Raw genomic sequence first — 17,409 nt, 5'->3', positions numbered from 1 at the left:
AACTCAGATCCTTCCGTGTTCACAAATCGCCATCGCGCGCGCCCGCGCTTCGGCGTCGCAGCTCAGAACCATATCGAGGTCTTTTGCGGCGATTCCAAGACCCTGGTCCCGCGACATCTCGCCCAGAACTCTCTCGACCAGCGTGGCCATGTCGAGAAATCCGATCCGGCCCGCGATGAACAGATCGAGCGCGACTTCCTTGGCGGCGTTGAACACGGTGCCCGCCAGACCGCCCGTTTCCATCACCTCGTGCGCCAGCCGCAGCGCGGGGAACCGCTCCAGATCCGGGGTGCGGAAATCGAGCTGTCCGATCTTCGCCAAGTCGAGCTTCTCGACCGGCAGAGGTTTTCGCGCGGGCCAGTTGAGCGCATAGCCGATCGCGTGGCGCATGTCAGGCACGCCCATATGCGCCATCAGCCCGCCATCGTGGAACCCGACCAGCGAATGGACGATGCTCTGCGGATGGACGAGGACTTCGATCTGCTCCGGCGCGAAGCCGAAGAACTCTTTTGCCTCAATGACTTCCAGAGCTTTGTTAAACATCGACGCGGAGTCGATCGTGATCCGCTGCCCCATGTCCCAGTTCGGATGCGCCGAGGCCTCGGCCACCGTGGCATGGGCGAGTTTCTCCATCGGCCAGTCGCGAAACGCGCCGCCCGAGGCGGTGATGATCACCCGCTCGACCGCGGCGATATCCTCGCCTACGAGCCCTTGGAAAATCGCGGAATGCTCGCTGTCGACCGGCAGGATCGTCGCGCCATGCGCGCGCGCCTCGGCCATCAGCAAGGGGCCCGCGGTCACCAGAGATTCCTTGTTTGCCAGCGCCAGCGTCGCGCCTTGCGAGAGCGCCGCGAAGCCGGGCGCGAGCCCCGCCGCGCCGACGATCCCCGACAGAACCCAATCGGCCGGACGATAGGCCGCCTCGATCAGCGCCTGCGGTCCAGCAGCGACTTCAATCCCGGTTCCGGCCAGCGCATCGCGCAACGCGGGTAGACATTCGTCGAACGCGGTCACGGCCAGATCGGCTTTCAGCGCCACGGCCTGTTCGGCCAGTCGCGCGACATTGCGGCCCGCGCTCAGCGCGACCACGTCGTAGGCCTCCGCCCCGCCCTGCGCCATCAGCAGATCAAAGCAGCTTTCCCCGATCGAGCCGGTCGCCCCGAAGACCGAAACCTTCCGCATCGTTCAGCCTTCCGTCAGCGGCAGGGTCATCACCTGCGAAATCAGCATCAGGAACACGACCGCGCCGGTCAGCGCGTCGAACCGATCCAGCACGCCGCCATGGCCCGGGATCAGCGAGGAGCTGTCCTTCACGCCAGTCGCGCGCTTGATCGCGCTTTCGGCGATATCGCCCAGCTGGCCTGCGAAGGCCAGAAGCGGCGAGATCCAGATCATCGCGAGCCCGCCGCCCATCTGGGCGAAGAGAAAGCCCACGAGCGCCGCACCGACCCAGCCGCCGACCGTGCCCGACCATGTCTTCTTCGGGCTGACCTTGGGCCAGAATTTCGGCCCGCCCATCGTGCGGCCCACGAAATATCCCATGATATCAGAGACAACGACCACCGCGACGATCCATGTGATCGCGCCGAGCCCTGCCCCTTCACGCAACGCGACAAGCCCATAGCCGGTCAGCATGATCGCCAGCGCATAGCCCGCGCCAAGCCAGCGCCGTCCGGTGCAGATCACCGCCGCCATGATCGGCACGATCAGCAGATAAAGCAGGCCATAAGGCTCATGGATCGCCAAGACGAAAGTCAGCGCAGCCGCCGCGACCAGCCCCAGACCGACCGCCTTGCCGGGGCGTTCGGGGCGCAGCATCGCGGTGAGTTCCCAGATCATCAGACCCGTCACGAGCACCGAGAGCGCCGCGAAGACCGGACCGCCCCACCAGATCGCGGCGAGACCGATCGCGACCATCGCAAGCCCGGAGGCGAGCCGCGGGACGAGATCGCCCCATTTGCCGGTCCGCGGCGTCTCCGTCACGAGGCAACCCCGCCGAAGCGCCGCTCGCGCCCGGCAAACCGATCGAGAATGTCGGACAGCTCGTCCGGCGTGAAATCGGGCCAGAGCGTCGGCGTGAATTCATATTCCGAGTAGGCCGCCTGCCACGGCAGGAAATTCGAGGTCCGCGTCTCGCCCGAGCTGCGGATCACCAGATCGGGATCGGGCATGCCCGCGCTGTCGAGCCGCGACGAGATCATCGCTTCGTCCACCTCGTCGGCCGTGATCTTGCCCTCGGCGACGTCGCGCGCAATCGACTGGGCTGCGCGTTTCAACTCGTCGCGGCCGCCGTAATTGATCGCAACCGCGAGCGTCAGCTTCGAATTGCCCTTGGTGCGGGTCTCGATCGCGTCCATCGTCTCGCGCAGCAGCGGGTCGAGCGGCGTGCGGTCGCCGATAAAGCGCAGCTCGACGCCCTGCCGCGACAGCTCCGCCGCCTCGCGTTTGATCATCAGCCGGAACATCTTCATCAACCCCAGAACTTCCTGCGTCGAGCGCTTCCAGTTCTCCGTCGAGAAGGCGTAGATCGTCATGTAGCGGATGCCGAGATCGGGCGCGGCCTGCACGACCTTCTTGATCTGCTCGGCCCCCTTGCGGTGACCGGCCAGACGCGGCCAGCCCCGCTGGGTGGCCCACCGCCCGTTGCCATCCATGATGATCGCGACATGCAGCGGCGCCGGGGCGCCCCCCTCGTGCCCCTGCGGGGTCTGGGCGATATCGGGAATGCTAGGGGCCATCGGCAATGTGATCCTTTTCGCTCAAGACGCAGGGGGGCTGAGGCAAAAGCCTCAGACCTGCATGATCTCGGCTTGCTTGTCTTCGAGCGCCTTGTCGACCTTGGCGATATGCGCGTCGGTCATGTCCTGAACCTCGCTCTCCCAGATCTTCACGTCGTCTTCGGACATGCCGTCGGCCTTGGCCTTCTTGATCTGGTCCATGCCGTCGCGGCGCACGTTGCGGATCGCGACGCGGGCGTGCTCGGCATATTGGGCGGCGACCTTGGTCAGTTCTCGGCGGCGTTCCTCGTTCAGCTCCGGGATCGGCAGCATGATGATCGTGCCGTTGGTCTGCGGGTTGATGCCCAGACCGGATTCGCGGATCGCTTTCTCGACCTTGCCGACCATCGACTTGTCCCAGACGTTGATCGTGACCATCCGCGGCTCGGGCACGTTCACGGTGCCGACCTGGTTGATCGGGGTCATCTGGCCATAGGCTTCGACCTGAACCGGCTCCACCATCGAGGCCGAGGCGCGACCCGTGCGCAGCGACGCGAATTCATGCTTGAGCGAGCTCATTGCGCCATCCATGCGGCGGGCAAGGTCATCGGTGTCGATCTCGATATCGTCGGACATTGGGTATTTCCCCGTTCTTGTTGAGCCTCGGGCCGAGCTTTAGCGCAGCTCGCAGGCGAAAACTAGCATTTGTGACCGTCGCGCGGCGCTCAGCCCTGCACTTTGGTGTAGGTGCCTTCGCCTGCCAGAATGCCGCGGAAGCCACCCGGCTCGTCAAGCGAGAAGACGATGATCGGCTTGTTGTTATCGCGTGCGAGCGCGATAGCCGAGGCATCCATCACACCGAGGTTCTTCTGCAAAACTTCATCGTAGCTGACGGTGTCGTAGCGCTTGGCGTCGTCGAATTTCACCGGGTCCTTGTCATAGACCCCGTCGACCTTGGTGCCCTTGAAGATCGCTTCGCAGGACATCTCGTTGGCGCGCAGCGTGGCGGCCGTGTCGGTCGTGAAATAGGGGTTGCCTGTGCCGGCAGCGAAAATGCAGACCCGCTTCTTCTCGAGGTGGCGCACCGCGCGACGGCGGATATAGGGCTCGCAGACCTGATCCATCGGAATGGCCGAGATCACGCGGGTGAAGACGCCGAGGCCTTCCAGCGCGGATTGCATCGCCAGTGCGTTCATCACCGTCGCGAGCATCCCCATGTAATCGGCCGTCGTGCGCTCCATCCCCTGAGCCGAGCCCGCGAGCCCGCGGAAGATGTTGCCGCCGCCGATCACCATGCAGATCTCGACGCCCAGATCGCGCACCGATTTCACCTCATGCGCTATACGCGAGACGGTCGGCGGATGCAGGCCGTAGCCCTGATCGCCCATCAGCGCCTCACCCGAGATCTTCAGTAGCACGCGATTGTATTTGGCCGCGGGATGCGTCTCGGTGCTCATCTGATCCTCCGATGGGCTGTTGTCATTGGCGCGCAAAATGATCCAAATAGAGCCGGGGTTCAACCTCTTGCGAAAGCGTAGAGCCCCGAGCCCGCCAGAAAGCCTGCAAGAGCCGCCGATGCCGACTGCCCTGCCCGAAATATCGCCGCGAACGCCCGTGCTGATCGCGGGAGCGACGGCGAGCGGAAAATCGGCGCTGGCGCTGTCGATCGCCGAGGCCGAGGGCGGCGTGGTGATCAATGCCGACGCGCTGCAGGTCTGGTCTTGTTGGCGGGTGCTGAGCGCGCGCCCTTCGCCCGAGGAAGAGGCCCGCGCGCCGCATGCGCTCTACGGTCATCTCGATCCCGGCGCCGACTATTCCGTCGGCCACTGGCTGCGCGACGTCACCCCGTATCTGGAAGCATTCCACGCAGGCGGGCCGCGCCCAATCATCGTTGGCGGCACCGGGCTCTATTTCACCGCGCTGACGCAGGGCCTGGCGGAAATCCCTGAAACGCCACCGGAAATCCGCGCCGAGGCCGATCATCGGCGGCTCTCGGAGGGCCATGCCGGGATGCTGGACGAGCTCGACGGCGCGACCCGCGCAAAGATCGACGCGCAGAACCCGATGCGAGTGCAGCGCGCGTGGGAGGTGCTGCGTGCCACCGGTGAGGGGCTTGCCGTGTGGCAGGCCCGTACGCCGCCACCGCTCCTGCCGCTCGACACCGTGGCGCCGCTTCACCTCGATCCGGATCGCGACTGGCTGGCCGAGCGCATCGACCGCCGCTTCGATCTGATGCTCGAACAGGGCGCGCTCGACGAGGTCCGCGCGGTGGAGCCGATCTGGGATCCGAACGCGCTCTGGGCGAAGGCGATCGGGGCGCCGGAATTGATCGCGCATCTGCATGGCGCGCTCGATCTGAGCGTGGCCCGAGAACGCGCACAGGCGGCAAGTCGCCAATATGCGAAGCGCCAGCGCACTTGGTTTCGTGGCCGCATGAAGGCGTGGCACAAGATCACGTAGACTGTGACCCTGCGGCAACTGGGCGCCCGGACTTCTCTGGAAAACTCCTTGGTTCACGCGAGAGTTGCGGGCTATCCTCCCGCCGAAATCGCGTAGGATCAAAGCATCGTGAAGCTCTTTTCGACACCGCCCCTTTCGCAGCTCTCGCAGGCCAAAACCGTGAAGCCCGGCGCAAGCGGCTCGCCCGGCCCGGCGCAGACCGCGACCGACCTGCCGAGCCCCCCGAGTGAGCCGCGGCTGGTGCAGATCGCGCATCTGGCCAAAGGCGGGCGCTGGCGGGTGGAGGCGATGCGCGCCCATTCCGAACCCTGCCTGCTGTGGTTCTCGCGCGGACAAGGCCGGATCACACTGGGCGGTGTGACCCGCGGCTACGGCCCCAATAATGCGATATTCATCCCGCCGGGCGTGATGCACGGCTTCGAGATTTCCAACCAGACCCACGGTCAGGCCCTGTTCTTCGGCCGCGACACTGACATCACTCTGCCGCCCGCCGCCCATCACCTGCGCATCCGCGAAGCGATCGCGCAGGGCGAGATCGGCTCGATCTTGGAGGCGATCCAGCGCGAGAGCGAAAGCACGCGCCCCGCCGCCGACCGCGCTCTGCGCAGCCATCTGGGTCTCTTGAGCGTCTGGCTCGAACGGCAGATCGCGAGCAATGCGAACGAGGCGATCCGCCCGAGCGCCGCGCGCCGACTGGTCACGCGCTACGCCGTTCTGGTCGAACGCGAGTATCGCGCGGGAACGCCGGTCGCAGATATCGCGCGCGAGTTGGGCGTCACGCCCACGCATCTGTCGCGCGCCTGCCGCGATGCCTGCGGGAAATCGGCGCTGGAACTGATGCAGGAGCGCCGCCTTTATGAGGCGCGCCGCCTGCTGCGCGACACGCCCGTCCCGATCAAGGATATCGCACAGCTTCTGGGCTATCGCAGCCCGGGCTATTTCTCCCGCGCCTTCCAGGCCGGAACCGGCAGCACGCCTAACGCCTTCCGCCGCGCGAGCTGACCCGCGCCGCGACCGACCGCCTGCCCGACCTTCCCCGACCCTACGACACGAAAAAGGGCCGCGCCTTTGCAGACGCGGCCCGGGGTTTGGGGAGGTAAACCCTATCAGAAGAACCCGAGCTTGTTCGGGTTGTAGCTGACCAGCATGTTCTTGGTCTGCTGGTAGTGATCAAGCATCATCTTGTGGGTCTCGCGACCGATCCCCGACTGCTTGTACCCGCCGAAGGCCGCATGGGCCGGATAGGCGTGGTAGTTGTTGACCCAGACGCGGCCAGCTTCGATGCCGCGCCCGAAGCGATAGGCACGCGAGCCGTCACGGGTCCAGACACCGGCGCCAAGGCCGTACATCGTGTCATTGGCGATCTCGAGCGCCTCGGCCTCGTCCTTGAAGGTCGTGACCGACACCACCGGGCCGAAGATTTCCTCCTGGAAGACCCGCATCTTGTTGTGGCCCTTCAGGATCGTCGGCTGGATGTAGAAGCCGTTCGCCAGATCGCCGTTGAAGCGCGCGGCGTCACCGCCGGTGAGCACCTCGGCCCCTTCTTCGCGACCGATACTCAGATAGGACATGATCTTGTCATGCTGCTCCTGGCTGGCCTGCGCGCCGACCATCGTCTCCATCGCACGGGGGTCGCCCTGCTTGATGGCTTCGACGCGGGCGATGCAGCGCTCCATGAACTTCTCGTAGATGTCTTCCTGAATGAGCGCGCGGCTCGGGCAGGTGCAGACCTCGCCCTGGTTGAAGGCGAAGAGCACGAAGCCCTCGACCGCCTTGTCGAGGAAGGCGTCATCTTCGGCCATCACGTCCGAGAAGAAGATGTTGGGCGATTTGCCCCCCAGTTCCAGCGTGACCGGGATCAGGTTCTCGGTCGCGGCCTGCATGATCTTGCGACCCGTCGCAGTGGAGCCGGTAAACGCGATCTTGGCGATACGCGAGGAGCTCGCGAGCGCCGCGCCGACTTCCGCGCCATAGCCGTTGACGATGTTAAGAACGCCATCGGGCAGCAGGTCGGCGATGACTTCCATCACGACGAGGATCGCCGCCGGGGTCTGCTCGGCCGGTTTCAGCACGATGCAGTTGCCCGCCGCCAGCGCAGGCGCCAGTTTCCACGCCGCCATCAGCACCGAGAAGTTCCACGGGATGATCTGACCTACGACGCCCAGCGGCTCGTGGAAGTGATAGGCGACGGTGTCGTTGTCGATCTCCGACATCGTGCCTTCCTGGCTGCGCAGAACACCCGCGAAATAGCGGAAATGGTCGACGGCGAGCGGAATGTCGGCCGCCGTGGTCTCGCGGATCGGCTTGCCGTTGTCCCAGGTCTCGGCGGCGGCGATCAGGTCGAGATTTTCCTCGATACGGTCGGCGATCTTGAGAAGCACGTTTGAGCGCTCGGCAGCCGAGGTCTTGCCCCAGGCGTCTTTCGCGGCATGAGCTGCGTCGAGCGCGGCTTCGATATCCTCCGCCGACGAATGGGCGACTTCGCAGACCTTGCCGCCGGTGATCGGGGTGATGTTGTCGAAATATTTGCCGTTTTTCGGGGGCACGAATTTGCCGCCGATGAAGTTGTCATAACGGTCGCGGAACGGCGACACCGAAACGCCTTTGAACTCGGGCGTCATGTCGTTGGCCATTGGTCTTCCTCCCAGATTTGAGCGCAACCGACAGGGCTGCGCGCCATGGAGATCAGACTGCCCAACCGCGCGCCCTGCGCATAGCCGCTCTGCGCTGGTGGAATGCGTCATCTGTCTCGCGCCTGAGACAGGTGCAGCCGCAGCATTGAGAATTTGCCGGGGCGCTGAGACTATCGAAGACGGCGTGTGTCGCGCGCGTCAGGAAGCGAAGTCCTGAGACGAGTCGAGATCGCGACGGCAAGTCGTTCAGGACCGCCCAAGCCGGATCAGAAACGCGCCGACCATCCCAGCGAAACCCCCATCGCCGAACTCTGTCCCGGCTCGTAGACGAGCCCCGCACCGAGCCGACCGATCCCGGCCTTGCGCGAATAGCCGATCTGCAGGTCGGGCTGAGGGGCCGCGCTTTCGATATTCACCGAGGCTGTCGTCATCACGACCTTTTCGGACCGCGTATTTCCGACGGCTGCGCCGACAGCGGTCGGAACGCTCATCGTCAATTTCCCCGAGGCGAGCGCGATCGGCGTCGAAATCCCGACAGAGATGCGGTCGTCCCCGGCCAGAAAACCGGACTTGCTCAGGCCAATGGCATAGGCGTTCGACCGCAGCCCGCTCCCGGATTGGAGCAAACCGTTCCCGGAGAAGCTGGAGCTGCCATTGGCGGCCGTAAGCTCGAGAGTTGCCCCGTCGCCGAGAGCGACATTCATCCCGAGCTGTACGAAATGGGTATTGCTCGAAAGCCCGCCGCCGAACGCGCCCCCCACCGAGGTGCCCAGGAAACCGCCGTCTTCGTGCAGGTTGCCGACGGTCATCGAAAGCGTGCTGGCGCCGAACCGGGCATTGAGCGAACCGGCGATATATTGCGAGCTAACATCGCCCGCGCCGCCGCCTGCCTGCGAAATCGAGGCCGACACGCCGTCGCCGAGACCGATTTCGTAGTGAAGCGCGGAGTCGGTGTCGAAGGATTTCAGATAAGGCGCGGCCATCGCGGCACTATCGACCCATTTCGTTCCGGCAATCGCGGAGCTGTCGCCATGTGACAGCGACAGGGTGCCGGTGCCTGCGCTAAAATTGACCGGAGCGGTCGGCCCCATCGCGAAAGTCTCGGTGGAGGCTTGTGCTGCACGGCCATCGGCATAGTCGGCCACGAAGCTGCTGGCCGCCACGTGATAGCCGCGATCATAGGCATCCGTGACGATCATCCGCTGATTGGAGAGTGTGGCGCGCAGGGCGCCTGCGACACCACGGGTTGCGCTGATCGTGCTCTGGGTGGCAGGCACGGAGGGACCGTCGAGCGAGCTGGTCGTCTCGACTTTCAGCGTTCCGGCCGGTGCCTGAGCCTGCCTGAGATTGAGCTCGCCCCAGCCATAGATCGGGTCGATCCCCACCGCACCGAGATCGGTTGCGCTGTTTTCGAGGATCTGCACGATCTGCTGACCGGTGAGTTCGGGGAACTCGCTCTTGAGCACCGCGACCGCGCCGGTGACATAGGGCGTCGCCATCGAGGTCCCGCTCATATAGGCGTAGTCGCTGCCAAGATCGCTCGGATAGGTCGAGAGGATATCCACGCCCGGCGCGGCGAGGCAGTAATTCATCGCCTCGCCACAGCGGTTGGAAAAACTGGCGATCTGGTGGTTGCTGTCCACGGCCACGACGCCAAGGATCGAGCCTTCCATTTCCGGGAAATACTCCGGCAGGCCCGCCATCAGGCTCGGATTGGCTCCACCGTCATTGCCCGCAGCGAACACGCTGACCATGCCCGCCTTCGCCGCCGCGTCGAGCGAGTCGATGGTGGCCGACCCAAGCTGTTGGCGGATTTGGTCGGCGCTCGAAAACTGGTCGATCGTGAGCGTCTTGTTATTACCGTCGACATAGGCCCAGCTGTTGTTCATCGAGACCGCACCGGCATTGACCGAGCGCGTGACCGCATCGGCGTAGCTGCCCGCAGGCACCGAGCCTCCGACGCCTTGCAGGATCATCAGCTTGGACCCCCAGGCGATCCCCTCGATCCCCTGCCCGTTCTGCACACCGGCAACGATCCCGGCCACATGCGTGCCATGCCCGTCGGTGTCGGTGACGTCAGAGGTGTTGTCGAAATAGCTGTAGGAGAGCGCACCATCGATGTTGTCAGCGAGATCGGGATGGGTCACATCCGCGCCGGAATCGTAGATCGACACGAGCGTTCCCAACCCATAGGCCCCTTCGGCGTAGCGATAGGCCGCTTCGGTCTGCGCAAGGCCGCCGCTTGCATAATACTCGTCGGTCTCGAAACTGCTGACGCTGCCGCCAGTGCCGGTATACGGCGCGTTGCCCGAGGGCGGCGGCTGGGTGTTGCTCGAGGAGCCAGATGAGCTCGAGGACCCGCCTCCTCCTCCCCCCGCAGCGGCGGCCAGCCCCACCACACCGAGGCCAAGGAGCAAGAGCATGCTGTTGGAGCCTGTCACGGATGTCGTGCTGGCCGCGGTATTTGCCGCAGTATTTCCCGAAGTGGTATCAGGCGAACCGGGCGCAGCGGCGGGAGCCTGCGCGAGACCGTAGGAGACCGTCGTGCGACCCGCGAGCGCGATCCGTTGAGCGAGATCCTGTGCATGCACCTGTGTGACGGCAAGCGAGGTCAAAGCCGTCGCCGCCAGAATACGTCCCATCGTCATCAAGATCCCTTTCGCGGAAAAATGCCTGCTTCGCGGAGGTCCGGTCTTCTTTTTGTCTGGATAGCCTCAGCGATACTGTGCTTCACCCCTTGCTTCAACGACACTTGAGTTAAGCATCGGTTAAACGCCCTGGCATGTGTCGATAGCGACGCAGGGAGCCCTCGGAAAATTCATCAGAGCGCGCTTGGAAACGCAGTGGACACGGTGCGAAACCTCAATGTTTCTTGACCCTACTTCACGAAGTCACTGATGGCGGGACGTCGGATGCGCTGCGCCTCGCAAGCATGCCGGTCGCTTCGGATACACGAACAATTGAAACGTCATCGCGGCGCTCGGTCGGGTTGCATCGGCCCCTTTCGGCACAATCTGCAGCGTAGCGGGTCGCGTACCGCGGCGCGCGACGTTGAGCGAACAGCACGCATCTATGACAGAACAGGCGGCCAAACGCCCCGCGTCTGACTTACGTCGATGCGCGCTCAACCAAGCTCCATCGTTGCGATGGTTTGCAAGGACGCCGTCGTCTTCGGAGCGGTGCCGCGATACATGCGCGCCGTCTCGAAAGCCGGGGTGAAGCCGCACTCCGACAGACGGGCCCTGAGTGGCGCGTTGCTCTCGGGCAGGTCGATCGAGACGGGCGCAGTCGGAAAGCGGTTCGCCGCGGCACGTGCCAGCCGCATCGCATCGTCACTCCGCTCGGCAATGATCGGCCCGATCTTGAGCCCCTCGCGACATTGCCTGACGGTCGCGAAGCCTGTGCCATCGCTGAGCCGGACGGTCTGACGGGATGGGCCGGGCGCGAGCCAGCGGCTCAGGAAAGCGTCCCGCCGCACGCCAGATGCCTGCGCATCGAGCGCAATGAGGTGCTCAAGGTCAGCATGCTCGGCCAGCACGATGCCCGTGTCGTCTTCGCATGACAGCACCCCCGTGAGCCGCAAACTCGCGCCCTGACGCCGAAACCCGGAGCGCGCGTAATTGTCCTGCTGGGCCGCCACACCATCGAGGCCGACGCTGCGCTCTCCTGCATGGCGCAGCGCATGTTGCCACAAGGCGAACCCGATGCCCTGCCCCCGGGCTTCGGGTTTGCAGATATAGAGACCCAGAAACGCGGCTTTCTCGTCATGATTGACCACAGAGATCGCGGCCACAGGCGCGCCATCCACATCGGCGACAAAGAACCCTTGGGGATCGGCTGCGTAGAAAGCCTCGGCATCCGCGAGGCCGGGGTTCCAGCCCTCGGCGGCGGCCCAGTCGAGAACCGTCTCCAACTCTGACAGATCGGCATTGCGCAGGATCATGCCCCCAAGGCCTCGCGCAGGCTGGCAGGAGCGGAGGTGCGGTTTCGCAAGTCGAGAGAGCTGAGGAGGTCGAGAAGGTGATTTTTCATCAGCTCCTCCGCCAAGTCGGCATCGCGTTCCGCGAAGGCGCGCATCAAGGCATGGTGGGCATGGCTTTCGCACAGGGCCCCGCGCCGGTGCCAATAGAGCGCGATGATCAACGAAGACCGCGCGACCAGCTGGGTGATGAATTCGGTGATCGTGGCCTGATCGGCAATCCGTGCGATCTCGAGATGGAACTGCCCCGAGAGAAAGAGTGCCCGGCCCGCCTCGCCATCGTCGATCGCCGCGTGTTCTTCGTCGATATGACGTTGGAGGGCCGCGAGGTCGTCCTCAGTGATCCGCTCGGCGGCCGAGCGCGCGGTGCGCGGCTCGAGCAGAGCGCGCGCCTCGAACACCTCGCGCGCCTCGCGCACCGTGGGCTGCGCGACATAGGCCCCGCGGTTGCGCTTGAGTTCCACCAGCCGGTCATGGGCCAGCCGCTGCAGCGCGGCGCGGATGATGGTCCGCGAGACACCGTATATCTCCCCCAGCTCCTCTTCCGACAGCTTTGTGCCCGGCATCAGCCGATGCTCGTGGATCGCGAGCGCCAGATCATTGGCGATCGTATCGGGCATCGGGGCGGCGGGGAGCGGATCGTTCATCTTGAGTTCCTTTCGTTCACACGATGCCCCGGGCGATCTGCGGAGGACAAGCTGGATCGCTCCGATTCGGATTGTATACAATGTTGTGTCGTAATTTTGCGCATGCAGAAAATTTTTCTGCTCAAATTCGAGGCAAGGTCGGATTCACGGCACCGTGAGTTCGGAAAATGATGGCGAGCTGTCCGGTTCGCACCGAAGGCTGAACCCAGATCGAAGGGAAGCGATGCGATGCGAACGGCACATGATCTCGAGTTGGTGAATCTGACGAAGCGCTACGGCGACACGGTCGCGGTGGACGCGATCAACCATGTCTTCGCGCCGGGGAGCTATGTCTGTCTGCTCGGCCCCTCGGGCTGCGGCAAGAGCTCGACGCTGCGGATGATCGCGGGCCATGAAAGCGTGAGCGAAGGCGCGATCCGCCTGAACGGCACCGATATCTCCGCCCTGCCCCCGGCCAAGCGGGGCACGGCGATGATGTTCCAGAACTACGCGCTCTTTCCGCATCTTTCCGTCAAGGACAATGTCGCGTTCTCGCTGCGGATGAAAGGCGTCGACAAGACCGCGCGCCATGCCAAGGCGATGGAGCTTCTCGAACTCGTCGATATGGCGCATCTCTCCGAGAGGCTTCCCACGCAGCTCTCCGGTGGGCAGCAGCAACGCGTCGCGCTGGCGCGGGCGCTGGTCACCGAACCGGAAGTGCTGCTTCTCGACGAACCCCTTTCCGCGCTCGACCCCTTCCTGCGGGTGCGGATGCGTGCCGAGCTCAAGCGGCTGCAGCGCGAGCTCGGCATCACCTTCCTTCATGTCACCCACGGGCAGGACGAGGCGCTCGCGCTCGCCGACGAGGTCGTGGTCATGAACAATGCCGTCATCGAACAGGCCGGACCGGCCCGCGAGGTGTTCAACACGCCCCGGACCGAATTCGTGGCGCGCTTCATGGGCGGTCACAACGTGGTCACGCTCGACGGGCAGCTCCATGCGATCCGTTCGGATGCGGTGCGCCTTGGCCCCGAGGGGATGCCCGCGACGGTCAGTGCGATCGAATATCAGGGCGACCGCGTCGCGGTAACCGCCCAGGCCGAGGGCCAGGAGCCGATCATCGCGCTGATGAGCGACGAGGCCTTCTACTCCAACGACATAAACCCGGGCGAGCAAGTGCGTCTTGCTTGGGATGAGGGGCGGCTGCACCGCCTCCGTGCCTGAAATCGACACTCCAACAGAGGGATAAGTGACAATGTCGAAAACCGGTTATACCCGCCGCTCGATTCTAAAAACCGGGGCGGCCGCGCTTGGCGCCTCCGCCCTGCCCGCGCCGATGATCTGGGCGCAGGAAATCAAGAATATCACGCTGCGCCAGTTCGGCACGGGCGTGTCGAACCTCAATGACGTGGCCAACAAGGTGAAGGAAGATCTCGGCTTCACGCTCGAGATGACCGCGCTCGATTCCGACGCGGTGACCCAGCGCGCGGCAACCCAGCCCGACAGCTTCGACATCGCCGATATCGAATACTGGATCTGCAAGAAGGTCTGGCCGACCGGCAACCTGCAGGCGATGGACACCTCGAAGATTAAGAATTACGACAAGATCGTCGGCATCTTCAAATCCGGCAAGCTGACGCCCGAGAGCGTGATCGCCCAAGGCACCGCGCCCTCGACCGTAGGCTTCGTCGAGGGCCCCGGCGGCACCACCTTCGCCGAGAGTGAAACCGGCTGGATGACGCTGATCCCGACCATCTACAACGCCGACACGCTGGGCATCCGCCCCGACCTGATCGGTCGCCCGATCGAAAGCTGGACCGAACTTCTGAACCCCGAGTTCAAGGGCAAGGCCTCGATCCTCGACATCTCCTCGATCGGTATCATGGACATGGCCATGGTCTGCGAGGCGATGGGCGAGATCCAGTATGGCGACAAGGGCAACATGACCAAGGACGAGATCGACAAGACCATGGCGATCTTCACCGAGGCGAAGAAGAACGGCCAGTTCCGCGCCTTCTGGAAGACCTTCGACGAGAGCGTGAACCTGATGGCCTCGGGCGAGGTGGTGATCCAGTCGATGTGGTCGCCCGCGATCACCGCGGTGAAATCGCGCGGCATCGACTGCGTCTACCAGCCCCTGAAAGAGGGCTATCGCAGCTGGGGCGGCGGTCTCGGCCTGTCCAAATCGCTCTCGGGCATGGAGCTCGATGCGGCCTATGAATACATCAACTGGTATCTCTCGGGCTGGGTCGGCGGCTACCTGATGCGTCAGGGTTATTACTCGGCCGTGCCGGAAACCTCGAAGGACTTCATGTCCGACAACGAATGGGGCTACTGGTTCGAAGGCAAGCCCGCGACGGATGTCATCACCAGCCCGACCGGCGACAAGCTGGCCGAAGCCGGCGAGACCCGCGACGGCGGATCCTTCTACGACCGAATGGGCCATGTCGCGTGCTGGAACGCCGTGATGGACGAGAACCAGTACATGGTTCGCAAGTGGAACGAGTTCATCGCCTCGTAATGACCGTGGTGGGGGGCTATCCGCCCCCCACACCCCCCGAGGATATTTGAGCCAAGTCGAAGGGCAGGATCGCGATGAAAGTGACCCGCGAGACAGTGACGGGATGGTTGCAGGCGGCGCCCCTGACGGTGGTGTTGCTGGGCTTTCTGGTCGCGCCGATCATTACCATCGTGATCGTCAGCTTCTGGCAGGCGACCGAGTTTTCGATCATCCCCGCCTTCAGTCTTGAGAATTACGAGTTCCTGTTCGGCTCGCCGGTGACCTACAAGGTCTTCGCCGCGACCTTCAAATACGCCTTCCTGACCTGGGCGATGACGCTCGCGATCGGTTTCACCGTCGCCTATTACCTCGCCTTTCACATCCGCAGCCAGACGATGCAGATCGCGCTGTTTTTGCTGTGCACGATCCCGTTCTGGACCTCGAACATCATTCGCATGATCTCGTGGATCCCGTTCCTCGGGCGCAACGGGATTGCGAACCAGACGCTGATTTCATGGGGCGTGATCGACCAGCCGCTGGAGTGGCTGCTCTATTCCGATTTCTCGGTGATCCTCGCCTTCGTGCATCTCTACACGCTGTTCATGGTGGTGCCGATCTTCAACACGATGATGCGGATCGACCGCAACCTGATCGAGGCGGCGCGCGACAACGGTGCGAGCGGGTTCCAGACGCTGGTCCATGTGATCATCCCGCTGACCAAACCCGGCATCATGATCGGCACGATCTTCGTGCTGACGCTGGTGATGGGCGATTTCATTACCGTGCGGTTCATGTCCGGGTCGCAGCGGGCCAATGTGGGGCGGCTGATCTCCAACGATATCGCGCTGCTGCAATACCCGTCCGCGGCCGCCACGGCGGTGGTGCTGCTGTGTACCGTGCTGATCGTGATCGGGATCCTGCTGCGCTTCGTCAACATCCGCAAGGAGCTCTGAGCCATGGAGAAACGTCCGCGCAGCTTCTACGTCCTGACCGTCATCTTCGCGCTTTTCGTGCTGTTCCTTTACGGGCCGACGATCACCATCGGCATCCTGAGCTTTCAGGGCCCCGAGGGCGGGCTGACCTTCCCGATGCGGGGCGTGTCGCTCAACTGGTTCCACGAGCTGTTCCAGCAACAGGCCGTGGGCGATATCTGGGGCGCATTCCGGCGGTCCTTCATGCTCGGCCTGCTGGTCATGGTGACGACGGTCGTCGTCTCGGTCATGGCGGGCCTTGCCTTTCGCAAGAAATTCCCGGGCTCCGGCATTCTGTTCTACCTGACGATCGCCTCGCTGGTGATCCCCTCGATCCTGATCTCGCTGGGCGTGGGGCTGATCTTCAACCAGCTCGGATTGAAGGTGCATTGGGCGACCTCGGGCTTCGGCTCTCAGCTGACCTGGACGCTGCCTTTCGGTCTGCTGATCATGTTCGCGGTCTTCAACCGCTTCGACAAAAGCTTCGAGGAGGCCGCGCGCGATCAGGGCGCAAGCGCATGGCAGACGATCCGCTTCGTGGTGCTGCCGATCATCGCGCCGTCGCTAATCGGTGTGACGCTGTTTGGCTTCACGCTGAGCTATGACGAATTCGCGCGCACGCTTCTGACGGCGGGCAGCTACAACACGCTGCCGCTCGAGATCTTCGGCATGACGACGAATGTGACGACGCCCGTGGTCTATGCCCTGGGCACGCTCACCACGGCGTTTTCGCTGCTGATCATCGGGGCGTTCCTGATCGCCGCCTGGGTCATGGCACGGCGGCGCGCCCGGCTTGGATCGGATGCCGGGAAAGGCGTTTGATCCCAGATGCGCATTCTCTACATCAACCCGAATTCGACGGCGTCGATGACCGATCAGATCGTGGGCATTGCGCAGGCCGCGCTGCCGGACGCCGAGATCGTCGGCTGGACGAATGCGGAGGGGCCACCGGCCATCGAGGGGCCCGAGGATGGCGCGCATGCCGTGATCGGGCTGAAGAAACTGCTGCCCGAGGCGAAGGGGATTGGCGCCGATCTGATCGTGATCGCCTGTTTCGACGATACCGGGCTCGACGAGCTGCGCGCCGCCGCCCATTGCCCGGTGATCGGGATCGGTCAGGCCGCCTACGTGATCGGCGCGCTGGCGTTCGGGGCGTTCTCGGTGGTGACCACTTTGCAGGTGTCGGTGCCGGTCCTTGAGGAGAACATCGCGCAGTACGGGCTTGCGGGCGCGTGCATCGCGGTGCGCGCGAGTGGCGTCCCGGTGCTGGCCGTCGAAGAGGGATCAGAGCCGGTCCGCGTGCGCCTCTCCGAGGAGATCGCCGCAGCCGGGAAGGAAGGCGCGCGCGCTGTTGCGATGGGATGCGCAGGCATGTCGCATCTGCGCGCCGATCTCTTCGAGCGAACCCGCGTTCCGCTGATCGACGGGGTCATCGCCTCGGCGCATCTGGCGCGCGCGATCCGGGCGACCCTGAATTGAGAGCAAACGCGTCCCTGAGGGCGAAGCACCCTGCCCGTCGACCT

The 17,409-nt window shown here is 64.2% G+C and carries 16 protein-coding genes; 7 read left to right on the top strand and 9 right to left on the bottom strand.

The window, feature by feature from the left end; translation table 11 throughout:
- Positions 1 to 3: 3 nt before the first annotated feature.
- The 5 genes from dxr to pyrH all read right to left on the bottom strand — a co-directional run bounded on the left by dxr (position 4) and on the right by pyrH (position 4,174).
- Positions 4 to 1,182 carry a 1-deoxy-D-xylulose-5-phosphate reductoisomerase gene (gene dxr, locus BMI85_RS11350; RefSeq protein ID WP_246832545.1) on the bottom strand — a complete coding sequence of 393 codons (1,179 nt, stop codon included), beginning with the start codon at positions 1,180 to 1,182 and terminating at the stop codon, positions 4 to 6.
- 3 nt (positions 1,183 to 1,185) lie between these two features.
- On the bottom strand, positions 1,186 to 1,983 hold the full coding sequence (locus tag BMI85_RS11345; RefSeq protein ID WP_281480950.1) for a phosphatidate cytidylyltransferase: 798 nt from the start codon (positions 1,981 to 1,983) through the stop codon (positions 1,186 to 1,188).
- Positions 1,980 to 2,738 carry a polyprenyl diphosphate synthase gene (gene uppS / locus BMI85_RS11340; protein WP_093477136.1) on the bottom strand — a complete coding sequence of 253 codons (759 nt, stop codon included), beginning with the start codon at positions 2,736 to 2,738 and terminating at the stop codon, positions 1,980 to 1,982. Before uppS ends, BMI85_RS11345 begins: the two co-directional genes overlap by 4 nt.
- 51 nt (positions 2,739 to 2,789) lie before the next feature.
- Entirely contained in the window at positions 2,790 to 3,353 is a 564-nt protein-coding gene (gene frr / locus BMI85_RS11335) for a ribosome recycling factor (RefSeq protein WP_078550245.1), read from the bottom strand.
- A gap of 89 nt (positions 3,354 to 3,442) precedes the next feature.
- Entirely contained in the window at positions 3,443 to 4,174 is a 732-nt protein-coding gene (gene pyrH, locus BMI85_RS11330; RefSeq protein WP_078550242.1) for a UMP kinase, read from the bottom strand.
- A 118-nt stretch (positions 4,175 to 4,292) separates the two neighbouring features.
- On the opposite strand from pyrH, the gene miaA reads away from it, so the two are divergent.
- Positions 4,293 to 5,177, top strand: coding sequence for a tRNA (adenosine(37)-N6)-dimethylallyltransferase MiaA (miaA, locus tag BMI85_RS11325; protein ID WP_078601358.1), 885 nt, complete (start codon positions 4,293 to 4,295; stop codon positions 5,175 to 5,177).
- Positions 5,178 to 5,285: 108 nt separating this feature from the next.
- Positions 5,286 to 6,179, top strand: coding sequence for a helix-turn-helix domain-containing protein (locus BMI85_RS11320; protein WP_078571025.1), 894 nt, complete (start codon positions 5,286 to 5,288; stop codon positions 6,177 to 6,179).
- Positions 6,180 to 6,283: 104 nt separating this feature from the next.
- Here the strand turns inward: BMI85_RS11320 and adh are convergent, their stop codons facing one another.
- The 4 genes from adh to BMI85_RS11300 all read right to left on the bottom strand — a co-directional run bounded on the left by adh (position 6,284) and on the right by BMI85_RS11300 (position 12,436).
- Positions 6,284 to 7,810, bottom strand: a complete 1,527-nt coding sequence (gene adh, locus BMI85_RS11315; protein ID WP_078601357.1) for an aldehyde dehydrogenase — start codon at positions 7,808 to 7,810, stop codon at positions 6,284 to 6,286.
- Between the two features lie 266 nt (positions 7,811 to 8,076).
- Positions 8,077 to 10,458, bottom strand: a complete 2,382-nt coding sequence (locus BMI85_RS11310; RefSeq protein WP_078601356.1) for a S8 family peptidase — start codon at positions 10,456 to 10,458, stop codon at positions 8,077 to 8,079.
- Between the two features lie 476 nt (positions 10,459 to 10,934).
- The gene (locus BMI85_RS11305) at positions 10,935 to 11,753 is read right to left on the bottom strand and encodes a GNAT family N-acetyltransferase (RefSeq protein WP_078601355.1); all 819 of its coding nucleotides are present in this window, start codon (positions 11,751 to 11,753) and stop codon (positions 10,935 to 10,937) included.
- Positions 11,750 to 12,436 carry a GntR family transcriptional regulator gene (locus BMI85_RS11300; protein WP_078550232.1) on the bottom strand — a complete coding sequence of 229 codons (687 nt, stop codon included), beginning with the start codon at positions 12,434 to 12,436 and terminating at the stop codon, positions 11,750 to 11,752. The genes BMI85_RS11305 and BMI85_RS11300 overlap by 4 nt, the downstream gene beginning before the upstream one ends.
- A 228-nt stretch (positions 12,437 to 12,664) precedes the next feature.
- Here BMI85_RS11300 and BMI85_RS11295 point away from each other — a divergent pair, with 228 nt between their 5' ends.
- From BMI85_RS11295 to BMI85_RS11275, 5 genes are all read left to right on the top strand, one after another.
- Positions 12,665 to 13,639: an ABC transporter ATP-binding protein gene (locus BMI85_RS11295; protein WP_078601354.1), complete on the top strand. Its 975-nt coding sequence runs from the start codon at positions 12,665 to 12,667 to the stop codon at positions 13,637 to 13,639.
- Between the two features lie 31 nt (positions 13,640 to 13,670).
- Complete coding sequence (locus BMI85_RS11290; RefSeq protein WP_078601353.1) at positions 13,671 to 14,936, top strand: extracellular solute-binding protein; 1,266 nt, start codon at positions 13,671 to 13,673, stop codon at positions 14,934 to 14,936.
- Positions 14,937 to 15,010: 74 nt separating this feature from the next.
- Positions 15,011 to 15,868 (top strand): ABC transporter permease, encoded by an 858-nt coding sequence (locus tag BMI85_RS11285; RefSeq protein WP_078601352.1) that lies wholly within the window; start codon positions 15,011 to 15,013, stop codon positions 15,866 to 15,868.
- 3 nt (positions 15,869 to 15,871) lie between these two features.
- Entirely contained in the window at positions 15,872 to 16,708 is an 837-nt protein-coding gene (locus BMI85_RS11280) for an ABC transporter permease (RefSeq protein WP_078601351.1), read from the top strand.
- 6 nt (positions 16,709 to 16,714) lie between these two features.
- Positions 16,715 to 17,365 (top strand): aspartate/glutamate racemase family protein, encoded by a 651-nt coding sequence (locus BMI85_RS11275; protein ID WP_078601350.1) that lies wholly within the window; start codon positions 16,715 to 16,717, stop codon positions 17,363 to 17,365.
- Positions 17,366 to 17,409: the final 44 nt, after the last annotated feature.

It is taken from the genome of Thioclava sp. DLFJ4-1 (assembly GCF_002020145.1).
Taxonomy (GTDB): domain Bacteria; phylum Pseudomonadota; class Alphaproteobacteria; order Rhodobacterales; family Rhodobacteraceae; genus Thioclava; species Thioclava sediminum.
This window is presented reverse-complemented; position numbering and strand designations above follow the sequence as displayed.

Bases quoted from the DNA above. Each gene is read 5' to 3' on its own strand.
- uppS (WP_093477136.1), bottom strand. From the start codon at position 2,738: ATGGCCCCTAGCATTCCCGATATCGCCCAGACCCCGCAGGGGCACGAG.
- pyrH (WP_078550242.1), bottom strand. From the start codon at position 4,174: ATGAGCACCGAGACGCATCCCGCGGCCAAATACAATCGCGTGCTACTG.
- dxr (WP_246832545.1), bottom strand. From the start codon at position 1,182: ATGCGGAAGGTTTCGGTCTTCGGGGCGACCGGCTCGATCGGGGAAAGC.
- BMI85_RS11310 (WP_078601356.1), bottom strand. From the start codon at position 10,458: ATGACGATGGGACGTATTCTGGCGGCGACGGCTTTGACCTCGCTTGCC.
- BMI85_RS11300 (WP_078550232.1), bottom strand. From the start codon at position 12,436: ATGAACGATCCGCTCCCCGCCGCCCCGATGCCCGATACGATCGCCAAT.
- frr (WP_078550245.1), bottom strand. From the start codon at position 3,353: ATGTCCGACGATATCGAGATCGACACCGATGACCTTGCCCGCCGCATG.
- BMI85_RS11295 (WP_078601354.1), top strand. From the start codon at position 12,665: ATGCGAACGGCACATGATCTCGAGTTGGTGAATCTGACGAAGCGCTAC.
- miaA (WP_078601358.1), top strand. From the start codon at position 4,293: ATGCCGACTGCCCTGCCCGAAATATCGCCGCGAACGCCCGTGCTGATC.
- BMI85_RS11290 (WP_078601353.1), top strand. From the start codon at position 13,671: ATGTCGAAAACCGGTTATACCCGCCGCTCGATTCTAAAAACCGGGGCG.
- BMI85_RS11275 (WP_078601350.1), top strand. From the start codon at position 16,715: ATGCGCATTCTCTACATCAACCCGAATTCGACGGCGTCGATGACCGAT.
- BMI85_RS11280 (WP_078601351.1), top strand. From the start codon at position 15,872: ATGGAGAAACGTCCGCGCAGCTTCTACGTCCTGACCGTCATCTTCGCG.
- BMI85_RS11285 (WP_078601352.1), top strand. From the start codon at position 15,011: ATGAAAGTGACCCGCGAGACAGTGACGGGATGGTTGCAGGCGGCGCCC.
- BMI85_RS11305 (WP_078601355.1), bottom strand. From the start codon at position 11,753: ATGATCCTGCGCAATGCCGATCTGTCAGAGTTGGAGACGGTTCTCGAC.
- adh (WP_078601357.1), bottom strand. From the start codon at position 7,810: ATGGCCAACGACATGACGCCCGAGTTCAAAGGCGTTTCGGTGTCGCCG.